The sequence below is a fragment of the Lentzea sp. NPDC036955 genome (assembly GCF_055608005.1).
Genome location: NZ_JBVJRC010000002.1, coordinates 626,989 through 645,849, shown reverse-complemented (window position 1 = coordinate 645,849; position 18,861 = coordinate 626,989). Strand labels below are relative to the sequence as shown.

Below are 18,861 nucleotides of genomic sequence, written 5' to 3'. Positions count from 1 at the left end.
GCAATCGTGCCATATGTCCTGGGAGTCAGTGGGCTGGGCCAGAGCCAGCCGTACATGCGGCAGTCGTTTCCGGGGCTGGGCGAGCGCGTGTACCGGCTCGCCCAGGGGGCGGACTCGGCAGCGGCTCTCGTCACCGAGGACGGCATCGTGGCCGCCGCGGCCGAGGAGCGTTTCGTGCGGCGCAAGGGAACCGGGGAGTTCCCACGGGCCGCGATCGAGTACGTGCTCGACGCGGCGGGCATCTCTCCGCGTGACGTGAGCGCGGTCGCGCACAACTTCGACTTCGGCCGGTACCAGACGTACTTCGAATCCGAAGGCGCGATCGAGGAATACCAGAACGTGTACGCGCCGGAGGTCATCCAGCGCGACCTGTTCGCGGCATTTCCCAGGGACCTCTGGAGCGACGACCTGAAGGTCATCCCCGTCTTGCACCACCAGGCCCACGCCGCCAGCGCGTTGCACTGTTCCGGCTTCGACTCCGCCGATGTCCTCGTCGCCGACGGGGTGGGCGAGTTCGAGAGCACCTCGCTGTACACCGGCGGACCGCGGGGACTGCGGCTGCGCGGCCAGGTGGGCGGGCTGCACTCCATCGGACTCGTCTACGGGCTGGTCACCATGCACCTGGGCTTCTGGATGAACTTCGACGAGTACAAGGTCATGGGACTGGCGCCCTACGGGGACCGGCGGCGACTCCGTTCGGCGTTCGACACCCTCGTGCTCCGCCACGACGACGGCCGCTACAGCACGCCACTGACATACCTGAACGAAACACCGCAGGAGCGCTTCACCTACCAGAAGTCACGGGACCACCTCGCCTCCGTCCTCGGCCCACCACGGGAACCGGGAGCGAGCCTCGATCAGCACCACCTCGACATCGCCGCCGCGCTGCAGGCCGTGACGGAGGAGACCGTCGTCGGTTTCCTCGCGGCGCACCAGGACGAGCAGTCGAGCGAGAACCTGTGCCTGGCCGGCGGCGTGGCCCTGAACTGCGTCGTCAACCAGGCCATTCGCAAGAGCGGGAGGTACCGGCGGCAGTTCGTCCAACCGGCGGCCGGCGACGACGGAACGGCGCTGGGTGCGGCGCTGGCGGTGGTCGAGGAGGGCACCGAGGCGCCCCGCAGGCGAGTTCGCCCGCGCATCGGGCTGCCCTACCTCGGTCCGGCTTTCACCTCGGAGCGCATCCAGACCGCGGTGGAACGCGCCGGCCTGCGCTGGCGACGGCTCGAAGTCGACGACCTCGTCGGTGAGGCCGCCGCGCTCCTGAACGACGGAAAGGTCGTCGCGCTCTTCCAGGGCCGGATGGAGTACGGCCCGCGCGCGCTGGGCAACCGCAGCATCCTCGCCGATCCGCGAACCGTCGAGATGAGGGACCGGATCAACTCGATGGTCAAGCAACGGGAGGAGTTCCGGCCGCTCGCCCCGGCGGTCCTGGTCGAGTACGCGAAGCAGTGCTTCGAGATCGACGATCCCGAGGAGTACCTGTGGATGATCGAGACAGTCGATGTCCGTGAGGAGTGGCGTTCAAGCCTCGGGGCGGTGACGCACGTCGACGGCACCGCCCGGGTCCAGGTGGTGCGACACGAGGACAACGAGCTCTACTGGCGGTTGATCGACGCCTTCCGTGCGGTCACCGGCATCCCGGTCCTGCTCAACACCTCGTTCAACTCGCGGGGGGAGCCGATCGTCTGCTCACCCGAGGACGCGGTCGCGACGTTCTCCCGGATCGACATCGACGCGATGGTCATGGGCGACCTCCTGGTGTCGCGGTAGGAGGGCGGGCGGATCCGTGGATCCCCGTGGCCAAGGCACATCTCGGACCTCAGGAGGCACCCGTGCGAACCATCGATGAAACCCAGGAGCTGATCTCGAGCATCTGGGTCGAGCTCCTCGGCCTTGACGCGCCGCCTGACCGCTCGGCGCACTTCTTCACCATCGGCGGCGACTCGATCCTGTGCGTGCGCTTCGTGGCCATCGCGTGCACCCGGGGTGTCGAACTCACCATCCGCGACGTGCTGGAAGACGACGAACTCGAGTCCCTCGCGGCACGAGCACGTCCGGCGAAGGAGCGATCGTGAACAGCCGGGGTCACGACACCATCTCCGAGTCCGTCCGCGCGACGCTCTGCGCGGCAGCCGAGGCCAGCGAGGCGTTCGAGGTTCCGGACCACCGATGGGCGCGGATACCCGCGCTGGGCCTGGTCTCTCCGGCGGATCGCCGACGGCTGCCGGCCGGCGCCGAGGACGCCTTCCCGATGAGCGAACAACAGGCCGCGATGGCCACCCGGATGCTCATGGCCGCAGCACTCCGAGACCGCGGCGCCGTGGGTGTCCCGGCCTACCACAACGTCGCGACCTCACATCTGACCGTGCCTCGCGTGGACCCCGCGGCCTTCGAGGAGGCCGGGCGCGGCCTGGTGCGGGAGCACGAGATGTTCCGGTCGCTGCTGGACCTGGACCGCTACTCACGCCCGATGCAGGTCGTGCTGGACCACGTCGACCGGCCACTGGTGACGGTGCACGACCTTCGCGGGCTCCCCCACGGTGAGCAGCAACACCGGTTGGCCGAGTTCACCGATGCCGAGAACGCGCGGACCATCGACCTGACGGATCCGCCCCTCGTCACGATCACGGTCCACCTCCTGAGCGATACGGCGATCACCCTGACCCTGACCGAGCCGCACGCGATCGCCGACGGGTGGAGCACCCACCTGAACCTGGTGGAGTTCCTGGACCGCTACGTCGCGGAGCTCACCGGGCGGCCACCCGAGCGGCCGGCGTCGTCCGGCGCGAACGACTCGCCCCGCTTCAGGCTCCGCGAGCACAGCGCGCAGCAGCTCTTCCAGTCACTCACGGTCGCCGACTCGCAGTGGTGGAGCCAGTACCTCTGCGGACTGGAACCACGGCCGAGTGCCGAGTCCACTCGCGACTGCCACACGTGGCAGGACTCGGTGGAGATCGTGGGCAGGGAGAACCGGATGCTGAGCCGGCTCGCGGCGAGCTCTTCCGGGGTGAAGGCCGTGCTCCTCGCCATCCACCTGGAGGCGCTGGCACGACTGGCCGGCGAGCGGAGGATTCTCACCGGCGTCCCCGTCAACACCCGGCTCGCGGTACCGAACGGCGTGGACGCGCGGGGGATGTTCCTCAACGTCGCCCCGCTGCGAGTCGACGTCCCGGCACCGGGCAGGGAGGCCGTCGCCCTGGCGCACCGGCAGCTGATGCAGGTCACCATGCGCGGCCGGACTCCGCTGGCCCAGCTGGCCCGCACCATCGGCCGGGCGGTGGTTCCCGCTTCCCTGTTCGGTTTCAACAGCTTCCACAGCATCGCCGGTGTCGCGCAACGGCTCGACCTGGACACGCTGGAGGCGTTCGACGACTGGTCCCACACGGACTTCCCGTTCGAGGCCAGCTTCAACCGGAGCGAAGAGGTGGGTGAGCACATCCGCGTTCTGCTCTACTCCGAAGCCTCTTCACACACGCGCGCCGACGCGACAGCGGCGTACCGCGACGCCATTGCGCGGTTCGCCCGGATCGAGGAGTGAGTCAGCCGGCTCCGGCGGCTCGCGTCGCCGGAGCCGGTTCTCGCGAAGCGAACGCCAAGGTCGCGCGAGCTGCCTGCTCAAGCATCTGTTGTGCCCACGTGCCAACGGACAGCTGGGACCTGCTGGCCGCCTCCGTGATCATGGCAAGCTGATCGTCGGTGACATCCAGCTGCAGTTTCGGTGCCACGCCGACGTCTTCACGCCCGGCGTCCGTGGTCACCCCGGCCGCGACACCTCGGTCAGCGAGGTCCTCGCCGCGCGTGGAGAGGCTGGCGCGCACCTCGCGCCGCAGGTCGTTCCTCGACCAGCCGAACAACTCCGCCTTCCGAAGCCAGTAGTCCTGCTCCGGCCCGGGGAGACCGGCGACCGCGGCGTGGTGCTCGAAGCTCAACCCGGCCCTCCGCCTCGTGTGCGCGAACTTCCTGGCGACCCACGCGTAGTTGCGCAACGTCTTGTAGTCGAGCGCGGTCTGCTCGACGGCACTGCGGTAACGCCCGGTGAAGCGGGTTTCGCCGTAGATCAGCCAGTCACCCAGGCACCACGCCGAGTTGCTCGCGACCTCGGCCAGCCTCTGGCCGATCCCCAGCCAGTTGTCGAAGGGCATTCCGCTTTCGAGGCGCAGTCCCGGCGAAGGCAGCGTGGCGGCGCCGGCCGTGGTGGTGTCCGCGGGCAGGGGCGGGAACTGCGATGGCACTCCTGACTTGACTTTCATTGCCCATCCTCGCTGAATATGAAGCAGTTAGCGGGAGTCACCAGCAGCGTGATCCGGTGAACACGGTCACGGTTGGTCGTGAAGCTCACCCCGATCGCCGAGTTGCGGGGCGCGTACCCGAGCGTGTTGAAGTATTCGCCGAGGTCGAATTCCAGCCGATACGCTCCCCGCGGCAGTGAAAGCTCCCGCAAGCTCAGGACCTGCCCGCTTTCGTCCGCTCGACCAGTCCACCGCCGCACTGACCCACCATCGGACTGTCGGCTGAGGCTGACCGCGAGTCCGGCGGCCGGCCTTCCGTAGATGCCGTCGATGACCCGGACAGAGACGCTCATGACAAGACTCGACCCTCCTCGTGACCACAAGTCGAGAGCCGGCCCTCGCGGACATCCGACTCACACGTCCGACCATGGAAGGCGCCGGTCCTGCTCCGCTCTCACGGCGCTCCTGCCGGGCCCCTCCCGGGTCAGTACGCGGAGACCGCGCCAGTAGTGGCGTGAGAGCGACGTCCGACAACGTGGCCGCATGCCCAACCGCCCACAGCTGTCCGTGGTGATCCCCACGACCGCCTGGCGATCCACTACTGCTACCAGGAGGACCAGGGGTACCGGCCGGCCAAGGCGCGGAACACGGGCGCGGCACCGCGGACCTTCCGGCCGGGGCACGCGTGGCGGTCTTCGGCAGCGGCGCGAGCGTGCCTGGCCCGCCAACAGCTTCGACCGCGAAGCCCGCACAACCGTTTCGTCGTAGTACCCCAATTCGGCGTGGCATGCACGAAAGGCTGACAATGATTACCATCACCGGGCACAGTCTCACCATCCACGACGTGGCACGGGTGGCGATCAACCGGGAGACGGTCGAACTCGACGAGCAGGCACTTCAGAGGGCACGTGAGGCGCACGAGCGAATCACCGAGTGGGGCATGGACCAGCGCCCGATGTACGGCGTGAACACCGGTTTCGGCGAGATGGCGCACGTGACGGTGCCCGCCCGCTACATGAGTGAGCTGCAGGTCAACCTGCTCCGCGGGTGCGCCGCCGGCGGCAGCGAGGTGTTCGACGAGCCCGAGGCCCGCGCGATCCTGCTCGCCCGGCTCAACTGCCTCGCACGGGGCTACTCGGGCGTCTCGACGGAGACCCTGTCGCTGATGGCGGATCTGCTCAACCACGGCATCACCCCGGTGATCCCCAAACAGGGCTCCCTCGGCGCCAGCGGCGACCTCTCCCCCTTGAGCCACATGGGACTCCCGCTGATCGGCGAGGGAGAGGTCTTCTTCGGCGGAGAACGCGTGCCCAGCATGGACGCGTTGCAGGCCAACGGTCTCAAGCCCGTGGTGCTGGGATACAAGGAAGGTCTCGCGCTCAACAACGGGACCTCGGCCATGACCGGGGTCGCGTCGATCGCGCTCCTGGAAGCCCAGGAGCTGCTGGAGAGCGCCGTGCTCCTCGCCAGCGTCGTGATCCAGTGCCTGCGCGGCTCCGCGGCGGCCTACGACGCGCTCGGGCACGAGCTGAAAGGCCATCCCGGTCAGATCCAGGTCGCCGATCGGCTGCGGTCGCTGCTGGCCGGCAGCAGGCTCACCCACAGGCACGCAGAGCTGATGACGGCCATCGAGCAGCAGACCGGTGACAACGACGCGGTCACCGACACCGGGATCTACATCCAGAACGCCTACTCGCTGCGCTGCGTGCCGCAGATCCTCGGCCCGGTCGTGGAGACCATCGCGTTCTGCCGCGGCATCGTCGAACGCGAGCTCAACTCGTGCAACGACAACCCGCTCGTGTTCGCGAGCGCGGACACCTCGTTCCACGGCGGCAACTTCCACGGCCAGTACGTGGCGATGGCGTGTGACTACCTCGCCATCGCGCTGACGGAGATCGGCGTGCTGGCCGAGCGCCAGATCAACCGCCTCGTCGACCCGGCGACCAGCGGCACGCTGCCGGACTTCCTCGCGCTGACCGACAGCGGACTGTCGTTCGGCCTGATGGGCGCCCAGTTCCTCGCCACCAGCGTCGCCTCGGAGAACCTCGACCTCGCGGCCCCGTCGTCGGTGAAGACCATCCCGTCGAACGGCCAGAACCAGGACGTGGTCAGCATGGGCCTCAACGCCGCGCGCCGGTGCCTGCAGCTGTCCGCCAACGTCTCGACGATCCTCGGGGTGCTGGGCGCGGCGTGTTACCAGTCGGCGCACATCCTCGGCGCGGAGCAGCTCAGCGAGCCGGGCCGGCTGTGGTTCGCGCACACCTCGCAGACCGTCAGGCCGCACGACGAGACGATCCCGGTGAGCACGATGCTGTCCGGCGCGCGCAGCAGCCTCCTCAGCCAGGAGGGCGCCGAGCTGGCGCACAAGTACGTCAACCTCGCGTGACGAGAAACCGTGCCGGGACGCCGTGCAGCGCCGCTACATCGCCCGCTTCGAGACCTGTTAGGACCGTCCCGGACGGTCAGGCGCGTTCGACGGCGTCGGCCTGCGGGCCCCGGTCGCTCTGCCGGATGCGGAAGCGCACCCGCTCGCCGGCCACCAGGGGCTCGCCGGAGACCACCGAGACGTGCACGAACAGGTCGGGGCCGCCCGCGTCGGGGGTGATGAAGCCGAAGCCGCGGTCGCCGTCGTAGCGGGCCACCGTGCCGTCGCCGGCGCGAGCCGCGGGCCGGGCGGCCGGACGGGCCTGGCCGGGGGCCGCGGCGGTGTCCACCGGCTCGCCTGCGGCCACGAACCGCACCTCGCGCGCCTGACGACCCTGGTCCACGGTGACCGTGGTGAACGAGACCCGGTCGCCCTCCACCGGCAGGTACCGGTCGTCGACCAAGGCGCGCTCGTGCAGGAAGACGTCGCCCGCCCCGTCGTCGGCGGCCACGAAGCCGAACGACTTCTCCTCGTCGAACCACAGCACGGAGCCGTCGGCGCCGTCGCCGGGGGCGACCAGAGGGGCGCGGTGGACGCCGGCGTCGAAGCTCAGCGGCACCACGTGCTGGGCCTGCGGACCCTTCTCCCCCGCCGTGACGACGAAGGCCACCCGCTGCCCGGCCGCGAGGACGCCCCCGGTGACGATGGCGGAGGAGTGCACGAACACCTCGGCGCCCCCGCCGTCCGGCGCGGCGAACCCGTAGCCCTTGGCCGGCTCGTACCAGGAGACGGTGGCGAGCACGCCCAAGGTCGCGTCGGGCGAGGCGTCCCCGGTGACGGCGACGTGCAGCGCCTGCGGACCGCGAGGTCCCTCACCGGTCTCGAACTCCACGGTCTGGCCCTCGCGCAGCGCCCGTGCCGCACCCTCGCCCTGCACCTGCGAGACGTGCACGAAGATGTCGGGGCCGCCGTCATCGGGGGCGAGGAAGCCGAAGCCGCGCTCGAGGTCGTACCAGCGGACGGTTCCCTGCTGCACTGTGCACTCCTGGTCTAGCGGGTGGTTGAGGGTCCAGTGTCCCAGGCGCATGAGATCCCGGTTGACCCACCAGCGGTGTTGGAGTGTGCGCGCACTACCGGGCGGCTTCAGGTAGAGGGTGACGTGTGGGAGCCACACGGGTGGGCGTGTCCGGTGTTTCGCGGAGGCCCACGCGTCGGTGCAGGTGGCGCATCGGTGCGGGAGCCCACCACGCGTGGCGTCCGAGCAGTCGCATGCCGACCGGCATCAGCACGCCGCGGATGAGGGTGGCGTCCAGCAGGACGGCCAGTCCTGCTCCGATGCCGAACATCTGGACGAAGCTCACTCCGCTGAGGGCGAACGCGAAGAGGCTGACCGCGATCAGTGCCGCGGCGGTGGAGACGAGCCGGCCGGTGCGGGACATTCCGGTGATCACCGCCGAGTGGTGGTCGGCGCCCTGGTCGTGGGCCTCCTTGATGCGGCTCACCACGAACAGCTCGTAGTCCATCGACAGTCCGAGGATGATGGTGACCATCAGCACCAGCATGCAGATGTTGAGCGGTGACGGGGTGAAGCCGAGGACCGGTGCCAGCCACCCCTCCTGGAAGACCAGCACCAGCACACCGAGGGTGGCCGACAGGCCGAGCACGTTGAACGCCACCGCCCGCAGCGGTTGCAGGAGGCTGCCGGTGAACAGGAACAGCAGGGCGAACGTGGTGATCGCGATCAACGCGAGCGCCAGTGGCAGCCGGCTTCCGATGGCGTCCTGGCTGTCCGCCAGGAGCGCTGCCTCGCCGCCGACCGCGACCGAGGTGCCGGGCGGTGCCGGCAGCGCGCGGATCGCGCTGATCAGTTCGCGCGCCCGCGCTGAGCTGGGTTCGAGTTGGGCTGCGACGAGGAGGCGCTGGCTGTCGGCCCGGACGAGCGTGGCTCCGGCGAGGACCGGTCCGCTGTCGTGACCGCGGACGAACGCTCCCGCGCTGGAGGTCACCTGTGCCACACCGGGGAGCTCGGAGATCCGGCGTGCGTGGCCGGCCACCGCGGCCGGTGTGGCAGTGCCCTGCACGACGACCTGGATCGCCCTGCCGTCCTCGGTGCGGAAGTGCCCGCGCACCACCTCGCCCACCACCCGGCTGTGTGCGGAGCTCGGGAGCACCCGGTCGTCGGGCATGCCGATCTCCGCCCGTGCCAGCGGCATGGCTGCCAGCAGCAGCAGGACGATCACCGGCACCCCGGTGAGCAGCGGCCGCCGCATGGCCGTGTCGGCGAGCCTTCCCCACAGGGCCGACCCGGAGCCGAGGGGGTAGCGGTGCGCCCACGGCAGGCGGCCGGCGTTGACCTTCGGTCCGAGCACGGTCAGCACCGCGGGCAGCACGAGCACCGCGCTGATCATGGACGCGGTGACCACGCCGATCCCGGCATAGGCGAAGGAACGCAGGAAGTACATGGGGAACAACAGCAGCACGGAGAGCACGACGGCCACCGTGACGGCGCTGAACACGATCGTCCGGCCGGCGGTCTGCACGGTGCGGATCACCGCGGCGGAGGGGTCGAGCCCGGCGGCCAGCTCCTCGCGGAACCGGCTCGTCATCAGCAGCGCGTAGTCCACGGCCAGCCCGAGGCCCAGCCCGACGGCCATGTTGACCGAGTAGATCGACACGTCGGTCACCGACCCGATGACCGACAACCCGGCGATGGTGCACACGATCGCGGCACCACCCATGAGCAACGGCAGCGTCGCGGCCACGACCGTGCGGAAGGCGAGCACGAGCAGGAGCAGGATCACCGGAACGGCGATCAGCTCGGCCAGCAGCAGATCGGCGGCCAACTGCTGGTCGGCGTCCAGCTCGGCCGCCGCCGAGCCGCCGATGTGGACGGTGATCGGGCCCCGGTCGCCGGCATAGCGCTCACGCAGCCGCTCGACGGTGTTCTGGTTGTCCGCGAAGTCACCGGAGAACTGGCCGAGGGCGAGCGCGTGTCGGCCGTCGTCCGAACGCAGCTGCGGCGTCGCGGTGGCGAAGTAGGAGGTCACGTCGGACAGCACCGGGTCGGCCTTCAGGCGCGCGGTCAGCTCGCCGCCGGCTTGCCTGACCGCCGCGTCGTCGACCGTGCCGGTGCGGGCGGTGATCAGGACCAGGGCGTTGACGTGCCCGCCGAACCGCTCCTCGATGAGGGTCTGCGCCCGCCAGGACTCCGAATCCGGATCACCAAAACCGGAGGTCGTCAACGCACCGGAGGCGGTGAGACCGAGTGCCCCGGCACAGATCACCACCGACACACCTGCCACGAGGACGGCGCGTGCGTGCCTGGTGACGAACCGGCCGATACCTCTGAACACGCAAGGACTCCCTCTGCGTCGGATGCCGGTGGACCGCTTGGCTGTCGCATCGGGAAGCTATTGCCACCGGGTTCCGCGCGCTCCTCGTGCCGCCCGATCGAGCGTCCCTCCAGAGGGTGCGAACGCAGAAGATCAACCGAGAGCGTGACCGTGTCACGGTCGGCGTGGACTGTGGTGCTCAGACGAACCACGTGCCGCCGCGGCCGGCCGGTGACACATCGGCCAGGGCGACCTCGCCCGAACCGGTCGACACCTGGAGGAAGTAGGCGCTCAGATGAGTCGCGCGCTGGGCCTCGGCCAGCCGGGCGTAGGACTCGCGGACCCGGTCCGGCTGGGTGTGCGTGGCGGCGGCGACCGCCGCGATGAGCCGTTCGCAGGTGTCCGTGCCGGTGGTCAGCGGTGAGTGGGAGACCACCGTGCAGCGGATGTCCAGGTCGTGCTCGCGGGCAGCCGCGGACAACCAGTCACCGAAGCGCCCCGGTCCGCCGTCGGTCAGCGTCATCCCGACCAGGTGCGCCCGGCCGCGACCGGTCAGGGCGTCCGGGAGGCCGGCGAGCACCCGTGAGGTCACCAGCAGGCCGTCCTCACCGCCGTGTCCGACACGGGGCGCCGGCAGGTCCGCCACCGGGTAGGGCAGGGTCGGCGGGTTGGCGACCACCAGGTCGAAGCGCCGCCCGGCGACGGGCTGGTACAGGTCGCCGGAGAGGACTTCGACGCGGTCGGTCAGCCCGTTCAGCGCGGCGTTGAGCCGGGTCACGCGGGCGACTCGGGGGTCGAGCTCCACCGCGGTCACCTGCGGTGCGAAGCGGGCGCAGTGCAGCGCGTGCAGCCCAGGGCCGGCGCAGAGGTCGAGGCACGCTCGGGTTCCCTGCGGCGTCAGCCGGCTCAGCAGTGCCAGGGAGTCGTCACCGAGGTAGCACAGCGGGTCCGGCTGCGGACGGTGGCAGATCAACCAGTTGCCGGCGACGAGCAGGACGGCGAGGCCGTCGGTGTCGACGCACCCGTCCTGCCGCTCGACGAGCACTCCCGCCGCCGTCAAGCCCGCCACCGACGCGGCGAGGTCCGGCGGCAGCGCGTCCGGGTGCACACCGCGGCCCAGCAGCAACAGGTCCACGACGGCACGCAGACCCGGTGCCGCGTGGTCGCGTGCGGCCCGCCACGCCCGCGGGTCGAGGACGGACGGGGTGAAGCAGGTCAGGAACTCGCCGTACCCGGTTCCGGTGAGCACCTCGCTCAACCGCTCCACCGCTGCGATGGCGGTGTCCTCCGACGGGGAGGTGCCGGCCTGGGCCGGTGTGCGCAGGACGAGGCCGCGGTCGGTGATCCGCTGGACCAGGCTCTCGACGTTCGGCGCCGCCTCGCCGTCCCGCTGTCCGACGGCCGCCTGTGCGGCGGCGGCCGTGGTCCTGCCGTCGCACAGCAGCAGGTGCGCGAACTCCTGTTCCGACAGCTGCAGCGAGGCCGCGAACTCGTTGAGCCGGGCGACGGCGATCCCCTGGCCGGAGAAGAAGAAGTCGACGTCGAACTCCAGGGCGGGCAGCACGGCGCCGGTGGCGCGGTCGTCGTCGCGCACCGGGACCAGCGGCACCCTCGCGGGTGCGGGGCGTCCGATGAGGTGGTGCTCCGCCCAGGCGAACACCGCCCGCGCGAAGGCGACGCAGCGGGTGGCGTGGGCCGCGGCCGACCGGGGCTCGGGTCTGGCCGGCGCCCGGTGGAGGTCCCAGAAGACGCGGTCGGCGGGCAGACCGGTGCTGCGCGTCCACAGAGGACGGTCCCAGTCGCCGGGCAGCCGGGCCAGCAGCCGGGTGCGCCACTTGGGGTTCGGGTTGGTGAGGTGGTGGGCCGCGAGCAGGCCGTCGACGGCGTGGCCGAGGAGGTCTTGCGCCGCCAGCACGCACGTGGCGTCGTCACCCTGGCGGCGGTAGCCGACCAGGTCGACCTGGACGGTGCGCGCGAGGTGGCGCGCGACCTGGAGTTTCAGCCTCGCCACCGAGGCGCGGTCCGGCCGCCAGGACCACGGCGCCGGACCGGGGCTGGGCGGGTGGACCACGAGCCCTTCGAGCAGGCGGTGCAGCAGCAACCGCTCGCCGTCGTCGAACGGGGCCAGCTCGACCAGGTTCCACGGCAGGCACGCCCAGTCGCGCAGGCGGTGGATCAACGACTCGACTCCGGCCCGGTGGAGGATCCGCAGGTCGACCATGCTGTGCCCGACGGCCCAGCACAGCTCGTCCTCCGCGCGGTCGGTGTCACCTTCGCCGGGGACGAGGATCAGGTCGAGGTCGGACTTGTCGTTGCCCAGCCCTTCCACCAGGGAGCCGACGGCGAGGACCAGGTCGCCGGGGCGCAGGCCGACGACGTCGTCGATGCCGGCCAGCAGGGCCGCCTGGTCGGTGCCGCACCGGGCCAGGCACGCCGTGAGCGCCGGTGACGTCTCCGTGGCGCTGCTCACGACCGGCCGATCCCGATCTGGTGCAGGACGGGTTCCGGGTCGCCCGCTCTCGCGCGGCAGGTCGGCCGGCGGGCGCAGCACGCGACCGAGCAGTCGAACACGTTCCCGCCCAGCTCCTCGGTGGTGATGGTGTTGAAGTCGTGCAGCCGCTTGCGGAACAGCGCCGCGAACCGGCCGGGGTCGGCGTTCCGGCCGATCTCCTCGACGAGCACGGCGGTGTAGGCGATGTGGCTGAGCTCGTCGGTCAGCAGCGCGTCGTGCAGCCTGGTGATCTTGTCCTGGTTCTCTGGCGGGCAGTGGACCGCCAGGACCGGGCGCTGCATGGCGTGGTGGACCGTCGTGCGGATCTCGGCGATGTTCATCTGGAGGAAGTCGTCGATCGTGGGCACCCTGGCGTACGGGGACCCCGGGACCGGGAACAGCTCCCGCCGCATGGTGAACCCCGGTGACAGCTGCCGGAGCTCGGCGCGGAACTCCGGCGACACCGCCCCGGGGAAGGTCAGGTCGAGCAGCGACAGGTAGATCAGGGAGTGCCTGGACTCGTCGCAGGCGTGGCGCTTGAGCAGGCGCTGGTGGCGCGGGTCGACCGCGCAGGCCGCGAGCGACCACAGCCGCCGGGAGCCGTCGCCCTCGCGCTCCGCGTTGGTGATCAGGGAGATGCCCATCCACCTCGGTTCGACCGACAGGCTGCGGTAGATGAGGCCGTACTCCGCTGTGCCGAACGGTGGCGGTTCGTCCCGCAGGGCTTGGTCCAGCGCCTCGAAGTAGCGCGGGCACCCGGCGTCCGGGTAGTGGGTTCGAACCGCCACCTCGGCGATGGACCGGATGAGGTCCGTGGAGGGTTCACGCCCGAGCAGAGTGTGCGCGAGAACAACGTCCTGGGACATCCGAACCTCACATCCTCGCGATCGGTGCTGGGGCCACGTTCGGCCAGACGGTGTGGCGGTCAGACGGCCTGGGGCTCGGCGTCGAACGGTGAGTTCATCGCGACGAACGCCATGTCGGCGTCCGGGTACTTCTCACGGATCTGGTCGAGCGTCGACTGGTCGAGCTGGAGCTCACCGTTCTTGATCCGACCGGTCAGGACCAAACCGGTGCGGTTCTCCTGAATGGTGCTCGCCGCGCTCGCGAGTTGTTCCACATCGGCCGCGCGTTCCTGGTTAGCCATCGGGATCGCCTTTCATCAACAGAACGTCGAAATGTTAATTGCCCGGTTTCCCGAGCGTACTGCGGCCAATCCGGGCCGACAAGGGCACGTGGCCCATTATTCGCAGCCGGGCGTTTTTACATCCGATTCGGTGATTTCGAAGTACTATTTCGGCGGATGGCACCCGAGTGGTGGGGAGTGGCGTTACCGCCGGTGATGTCGCCGGCACCACCCGGGGGTAACTCACAGAGGTGGTTGCAGGACAGCCGGCCGGGCCCCGATCCACGTCCGCAACATCAGCCGGCCCGCACCCGCGCCGGGCCGGTCCTGGAACGCGGTCCTGCCGTGCACGACCGCCCTGTTGTTGACGACGACCACCTGGCCGGGTTCCAGGCGGTGGCAGGTGCGCAGGTCCGGGCGGGACAGCAGCGCGTCCAACCGGTTCATGGCCCGCGTCTGGGGCTCGGACAGCGGGGGGACTCCCGGTCGGCGGTGCGCGCTGTCGATGTACTCGCGCAGGTAGGCGATCCGCGCTTCCCCGCGGTCGAGCTCCAGGACGGGGCGCGGCACGGTGACCGGGTGGCCGGGGCGGTCGTCCCGCGTGTCGAAGTGCACCGGTTGCCGCAACGCGGCCACCGACTCCGGCTCCGACGCGAGCAGTTCGCGGACCAGGTCGGCCACGTGCACCAGGACCAGGGCCCCGCCTGCCGCCGCCTGCCGGACGCAGTGCAGCGCGAAGTAGGCGGGCACCTCGCCGGGCCGGTGGATGCCGTCGGTGTGCAGGTGCCCGCCCTGCCGGGTGTCGGAGTAGCGGACGGTGGGTCCGCTCTCCAGCCGGACGCCCCGGTCGCGCACCTCGCGGACCACCTCGCCGTCGAAGGTCTGGGGCAGTGGCCTGCCCAGCGCCACCGACAGCGCGAGCAGGAAGCGGCGTGCCGCGGACTCGTCGAGGTGACCGAGCCCGGACAGCAGGAAGTAGCCGGGCCCGGTCACCAGGTGCCGTTCCTCGCAGTCGCGCGCGGCCCTCGCCAAGGCGGCGCGGGAGGAGGGGTCGTCTCCGACCACCCCGTCCACCAGCCGCTGGTCGAGGTGGTGGATCGGGGTGGTCTGTTCGCTGTCGTCCATGTCGTCGTCACACCTCCGTGAGCGCTCGGGATCGCCGGAGGCACCACTGCGCGATGTCCGCGCCGTGGTGCCGGACACCGGCGAGGTGCAGATCGCCGACTGCGCGCGCCACGCGGTCGTACGCCTGGGCGCGGCTGGTGCCGGTGGCCAGCACCTGCGCCGCGATGGTGTCGAGCACGACCGGCTGCCCCACGTCGAGCGTGCAGTCGACGACCACCCCCGGCCGCTCGGCGGGCAGGCTCACCCGCCTGAGCACCCGGTTTGCGGGCGTCCCTGGGCGGAGGAACAGGTGGCCTTGCACGGCGTGCGTGCCGGCGGGCGGGTCGACGGGGGTCGACCGCGCCCCGGCGGCCAGCCCGAGCTGCAGGGCGATCACGTCGATCCCGGTCACCGCTTCGGCGATCCGGTAGGCGCCGGTGAGGCGCGGGTTGACCTCCTGGAACGTGTAGCCGCCCGCGTGGACGAGGAACTCGACCGTCACCACGTTGAACAGGCCGAACGCGCGCGCCACCCGCTGGGCGTCGGCTCGCATCGCCGCCAGGAGCACCTCGGGCACGCCGTGGACGGGCGCGGCCTCCAGCAGCTTGCGGTTGCCCGCCACCAGCAGCGATTCCCGCTCGCACAGGTGTGCGGCGTTGCCCTGGTCGTCGACCGCCACCACCACTCCGACCACGCGCGCGGGTTCCACGTACCGCTCGGCGTACCAGTCCGGGTGGTCGGCCAGCGCGGCGGACAGTTCCGCCGGACACCGGACCACGCGGACCCCCTCACCCTGCCGGCAGCGCGACCGCTTGAGCACGACGGGCAGGCCGTGGCGGGCGACGAGCGCGCGGATCATCCGCCTGCCGACGGCGTGGGGCAGCACGGGCACGCCGGCGCGCTCGGCCGTCTCGACCGCCCAGGCCGTGTCACCGGCCACCGCGAGCGCCGCCTCCGGTGAGCCGACGAACCGGATGCCCCGCTCCGCGAGCCCGCGGGCCAGTGCCGGGTCCTCCGCGACGGCTCCCCAGCCGGGGTGCACGGCGTCCACCCCGGCCGCGACCGCCGCGCGGACGACGCAGTCGGCGCAGTCGTAACCGCCGCAGCCGGCACCGGCGCGGGTGGTGGCGGCGCAGCCGGCTGCGTCGAGCACCACGTGACCGGCGAGGACGTGCCGCCGCTGCGGGTCCGACGGCGTCACGACGGTCACCGGGGCGATGCCGAGGGCGCGGCACACCGCGGCCGCGCGCACCGCCGGTGCTCCACGCGCGGCGACCAGCACCGATCTCACCGGTCCACCCCGAGCCCGGTGGTGGCACACGCGGCGAACCGGAACCTCTCCCGGATGCCGCGGTTGTCGAGGACGGACGTGACGCGTGGCGGGGTCACCCCGGCGCCGGCCGCGATCCGCACCGCGACCAGGTGCGGGCCCGGTGCGCCCGCGACGCGCTCCAGGCAGGCGTGCACCTGCTCGACGGTCCGGCAGACCGCGGCGGTGCGGTAGCCGACGGAGAGCGCGAGGCGGTCCCAGGCGACCGGGTGGGCGCGGGTCCGCTGTCCACCCGTGGAGTCGTAGGCACCGTTGTCCAGCACCAGGTGGGTCAGGTTGGGCGGCTTCCTGTCACCCACCAGCGCCAGACCACCGAGGTGCATCAACGCGGAGCCGTCGCCGTCCACCACGACGACCCGCCGGTCGGGCCGGGCGACCGCCGTGCCCAGGCCCAGGCCGATCGCGTGGCCCATGCTGCCCTGCACGTAGAAGTTGCCGGGGCGGTCGTCCAGCCCGAACAGCTCGCGGCTGATCATGCCGGTGGTGCTGTAGACCAGCGCGTCACCCAGGTGCGCGCAGATCGCGGCGACCGCGTCCGCGCGACGCATCACCGCGTCCGCGGCCGTGTCCGGGACGGGGCACGAGGCCAGCGTCGCCTTCGGCACGAGCAGGGCGAAGCAGCGGTCGTGCCGGTACTCCCGCTTCGCCCGGTCGAGGGCGGCGTCGAGGGAGTCCACCGACGGTCCGAGCACCGCGTGCGCGACCCCCACGGCGTCCAGCAGCGCGGCCGTGGCGTGACCCATGACCTCGTGGTGCGGCTCGTCGTCGCGTGCGTCCGGCCACCCGCGCAGGCTCATCACGACCAGCAGCGGGATGTCGTAGGACATCAGCAGGGAGGTCAGCGGGTCGAGCAGGTTGCCCAGCCCGGAGTTCTGCACCAGCAGCGCGGCGCGGCGGCCGGCGAGCTGCGCGCCGGCCGCCATCGCCATCGCCACCCCCTCGTTGGGCGCGGGGACGTAGGCGCCGCGGCGTTCCAGGACGGCGAACGCGCCCTGCAGGTAGGAGCACGGAACACCGGTGAAGAAGTCGAACCCGCGCGTCTCCAGCGCGCTGCAGAACACCTCCGCCTCGATCACGCTCCCCACTCCTCCCACTCGGCGGTCCTGGTCAGGGCGAAGACCTCCTTCACCGGCGCGATCGAGTCCTCGGCGGTGGCCGCGTCGCCACGCAGGTGGATCTCGCTCAGCACCGTGCGCACGGCCAGCACGGAGGCCCTCAGGGCCTGGTTGGCGTAGATGACCAGCGAGACCCCGGCGTCCTGCGCCTCGGCCAGGCTCCACCGGTAGTAGGTCGTCGGCACCACGACCACCGGCGCGCGTCGGCGCCACCGGTGGAGGAACTCGACGATCTCGTCGGGTTCGCGCCGCTTCGAGTGGACCAGCACGGCGTCCGCGCCGGCGTCGACGTAGTGGTGCGCCCTGCGCACCGCCTCGTCCATGCCCGCGCCGGCGATCAGGGCCTCGCAGCGGGCCACCACGGTGAAGTCCTGGTCACGCCTGCTGCGCACGGCCGCCTCGACGCGCTGGGCGAACGCGTCCGGGTCCTCCAGGACCTGTCCTCCGTCGAGATAGCTGTTGCGCTTGGGGAACACCTTGTCCTCGACGGAGATCCCGGCGATGCCCGCCGCCTCGCACAGCCGCACCACGCGGACGAGGTTGATCGCGGTGCCGAACCCGGTGTCGCAGTCGACCAGCGAGGGCAGGACCGTCGCACCGTCGATGAGCGCGGCGGCGTCGAGGCACTCGGTCATCGTCAGCAGACCGAGGTCGGGCAGCGCACGGGTGGCCGACAGCTCGAAGCTGGACACCCACACGCCGTCGAAGCCCGCCTCCTCGACCATCCGCGCGGTGAGCGGGTCCCTCGCCCCGACGATGCGCGAGACAGCCGGTCGCGTCAGCAGTTCGCGCAGCTCAGCGGCCTTGGTCATGCGTACCGCCCTCCGACGTGCCCGGGGCCGCGGTGCCGCGGCGTCGCGCGCTCCACCTCGAACAGGCAGTGCCAGTGGTACGAGCCGGGCGTCCCGTGCTCGGCGTCGAAGGCGTCGAGCAGTCTGAACCCCCGGTGCAGCCGCACCAGGTCGGCCTCGTCGGCGTAGAGGTGCGGATGGACCTTGTCGTCGGTCGCACGGGGCTGGACGAACGTGTTCGGCGCGACCTCGACGCCCCGGCCGTGCTGCGCGTTGCGCTTGGACAGCATCGTGGCCTGGTAGAGGCCACCGGGGCGGAGGACGCGGCGCACCTCCCCCAGCACCCGCGCCAGAACGTCCTCGTCGGCGTGGTAGACCACGTTGAAGGCCAGCACGAAGTCGAAGGCGCCGGCCGGACAGGGCAGGGACGTGATGTCGGCGACGTCCGCCGTCAGAAGCATTCGCCGGTCGGCCGCCTCACCGCGGACGAACTCCACCGCGGCGGCACTGCGGTCGATCGCGTGGACGGTGAAGCCCTCCTCCGCCAGCAGGAACGTGTGCCGTCCGATGCCGCAGCCGAGGTCCAGCACGTCGCGCACGCCGCGCTCGCGCAAGCGGTGGACGGTGTCCGTCACCCAGGGGTGCGGCGCGACCCAGCCGCTGCGGCCCTGCCGGGTGCGCCACATCCGGTCCCAGTAGAGGTGCGCGGTCATCTCGCCGCCCCACCGGGTTCTCGACCGGAGATTGCGACATCCGATCGAACAACGCGCGTTCGGGGCACGAGATCACCTACCTGACCGAGTGACGAGAATTGCGCACGGTGACGCACATCGATTCCGTCATCCATTCGGACAACGTGAGAAACTTTGAACATGAAATCCTCCCGGCCTGTCCGAGGTGACTGTACCGACATCGACTCCGCCCGGCGTGTCGAAATCCGACCCGACACTCATGTGGTGGGAATATCACCTTGACTCG

At 71.1% G+C, this 18,861-nt stretch carries 16 protein-coding genes and 1 pseudogene; 4 read left to right on the top strand and 13 right to left on the bottom strand.

Annotated elements, in window-relative coordinates:
• The first annotated feature begins 6 nt into the window (after positions 1-6).
• From ACZ7CF_RS07850 to ACZ7CF_RS07840, 3 genes are all read left to right on the top strand, one after another.
• Complete coding sequence (locus ACZ7CF_RS07850) at positions 7-1,770, top strand: carbamoyltransferase family protein (RefSeq protein ID WP_458432338.1); 1,764 nt, start codon at positions 7-9, stop codon at positions 1,768-1,770.
• A gap of 62 nt (positions 1,771-1,832) precedes the next feature.
• Positions 1,833-2,075: a phosphopantetheine-binding protein gene (locus ACZ7CF_RS07845; RefSeq protein ID WP_360383537.1), complete on the top strand. Its 243-nt coding sequence runs from the start codon at positions 1,833-1,835 to the stop codon at positions 2,073-2,075.
• Positions 2,072-3,538: a condensation domain-containing protein gene (locus ACZ7CF_RS07840; protein ID WP_470369191.1), complete on the top strand. Its 1,467-nt coding sequence runs from the start codon at positions 2,072-2,074 to the stop codon at positions 3,536-3,538. Before ACZ7CF_RS07845 ends, ACZ7CF_RS07840 begins: the two co-directional genes overlap by 4 nt.
• A 1-nt stretch (position 3,539) precedes the next feature.
• Here the strand turns inward: ACZ7CF_RS07840 and ACZ7CF_RS07835 are convergent, their stop codons facing one another.
• Positions 3,540-4,250: an LmbU family transcriptional regulator gene (locus ACZ7CF_RS07835; RefSeq protein ID WP_360383543.1), complete on the bottom strand. Its 711-nt coding sequence runs from the start codon at positions 4,248-4,250 to the stop codon at positions 3,540-3,542.
• Entirely contained in the window at positions 4,247-4,582 is a 336-nt protein-coding gene (locus ACZ7CF_RS07830) for a hydroxyisourate hydrolase (protein ID WP_360383546.1), read from the bottom strand. The genes ACZ7CF_RS07835 and ACZ7CF_RS07830 overlap by 4 nt, the downstream gene beginning before the upstream one ends.
• Before the next feature lie 434 nt (positions 4,583-5,016).
• On the opposite strand from ACZ7CF_RS07830, the gene ACZ7CF_RS07825 reads away from it, so the two are divergent.
• Entirely contained in the window at positions 5,017-6,615 is a 1,599-nt protein-coding gene (locus ACZ7CF_RS07825) for an HAL/PAL/TAL family ammonia-lyase (RefSeq protein ID WP_470369190.1), read from the top strand.
• 76 nt (positions 6,616-6,691) lie between these two features.
• Here the strand turns inward: ACZ7CF_RS07825 and ACZ7CF_RS07820 are convergent, their stop codons facing one another.
• The 11 genes and pseudogenes from ACZ7CF_RS07820 to ACZ7CF_RS07770 form a co-directional block, all read right to left on the bottom strand.
• Positions 6,692-7,396, bottom strand: a complete 705-nt coding sequence (locus tag ACZ7CF_RS07820; protein ID WP_470369337.1) for a cold shock domain-containing protein — start codon at positions 7,394-7,396, stop codon at positions 6,692-6,694.
• A 30-nt stretch (positions 7,397-7,426) separates the two neighbouring features.
• Positions 7,427-7,630 (bottom strand): annotated as a pseudogene (locus tag ACZ7CF_RS07815) (cold-shock protein); the annotation flags it as partial.
• Between the two features lie 94 nt (positions 7,631-7,724).
• Positions 7,725-9,947: an MMPL family transporter gene (locus ACZ7CF_RS07810; RefSeq protein ID WP_470369189.1), complete on the bottom strand. Its 2,223-nt coding sequence runs from the start codon at positions 9,945-9,947 to the stop codon at positions 7,725-7,727.
• A 178-nt stretch (positions 9,948-10,125) separates the two neighbouring features.
• Entirely contained in the window at positions 10,126-12,396 is a 2,271-nt protein-coding gene (locus ACZ7CF_RS07805) for a methyltransferase (RefSeq protein WP_470369188.1), read from the bottom strand.
• Positions 12,393-13,283, bottom strand: a complete 891-nt coding sequence (locus tag ACZ7CF_RS07800; RefSeq protein ID WP_360383557.1) for a hypothetical protein — start codon at positions 13,281-13,283, stop codon at positions 12,393-12,395. The genes ACZ7CF_RS07805 and ACZ7CF_RS07800 overlap by 4 nt, the downstream gene beginning before the upstream one ends.
• Before the next feature lie 59 nt (positions 13,284-13,342).
• A complete protein-coding gene (locus ACZ7CF_RS07795; protein WP_360383559.1) occupies positions 13,343-13,564 on the bottom strand; it encodes a hypothetical protein in 222 nt (73 codons plus the stop codon).
• A 222-nt stretch (positions 13,565-13,786) separates the two neighbouring features.
• Positions 13,787-14,668: a TauD/TfdA family dioxygenase gene (locus ACZ7CF_RS07790; protein WP_360383562.1), complete on the bottom strand. Its 882-nt coding sequence runs from the start codon at positions 14,666-14,668 to the stop codon at positions 13,787-13,789.
• Between the two features lie 7 nt (positions 14,669-14,675).
• The gene (locus ACZ7CF_RS07785) at positions 14,676-15,938 is read right to left on the bottom strand and encodes an ATP-binding protein (protein ID WP_470369187.1); all 1,263 of its coding nucleotides are present in this window, start codon (positions 15,936-15,938) and stop codon (positions 14,676-14,678) included.
• Entirely contained in the window at positions 15,935-17,053 is a 1,119-nt protein-coding gene (gene aepY, locus ACZ7CF_RS07780; RefSeq protein ID WP_470369186.1) for a phosphonopyruvate decarboxylase, read from the bottom strand. Before aepY ends, ACZ7CF_RS07785 begins: the two co-directional genes overlap by 4 nt.
• Positions 17,050-17,904: an isocitrate lyase/phosphoenolpyruvate mutase family protein gene (locus ACZ7CF_RS07775; RefSeq protein WP_470369185.1), complete on the bottom strand. Its 855-nt coding sequence runs from the start codon at positions 17,902-17,904 to the stop codon at positions 17,050-17,052. Before ACZ7CF_RS07775 ends, aepY begins: the two co-directional genes overlap by 4 nt.
• Positions 17,901-18,596: a class I SAM-dependent methyltransferase gene (locus tag ACZ7CF_RS07770; protein WP_360383573.1), complete on the bottom strand. Its 696-nt coding sequence runs from the start codon at positions 18,594-18,596 to the stop codon at positions 17,901-17,903. Before ACZ7CF_RS07770 ends, ACZ7CF_RS07775 begins: the two co-directional genes overlap by 4 nt.
• Between the last annotated feature and the right edge of the window lie 265 nt (positions 18,597-18,861).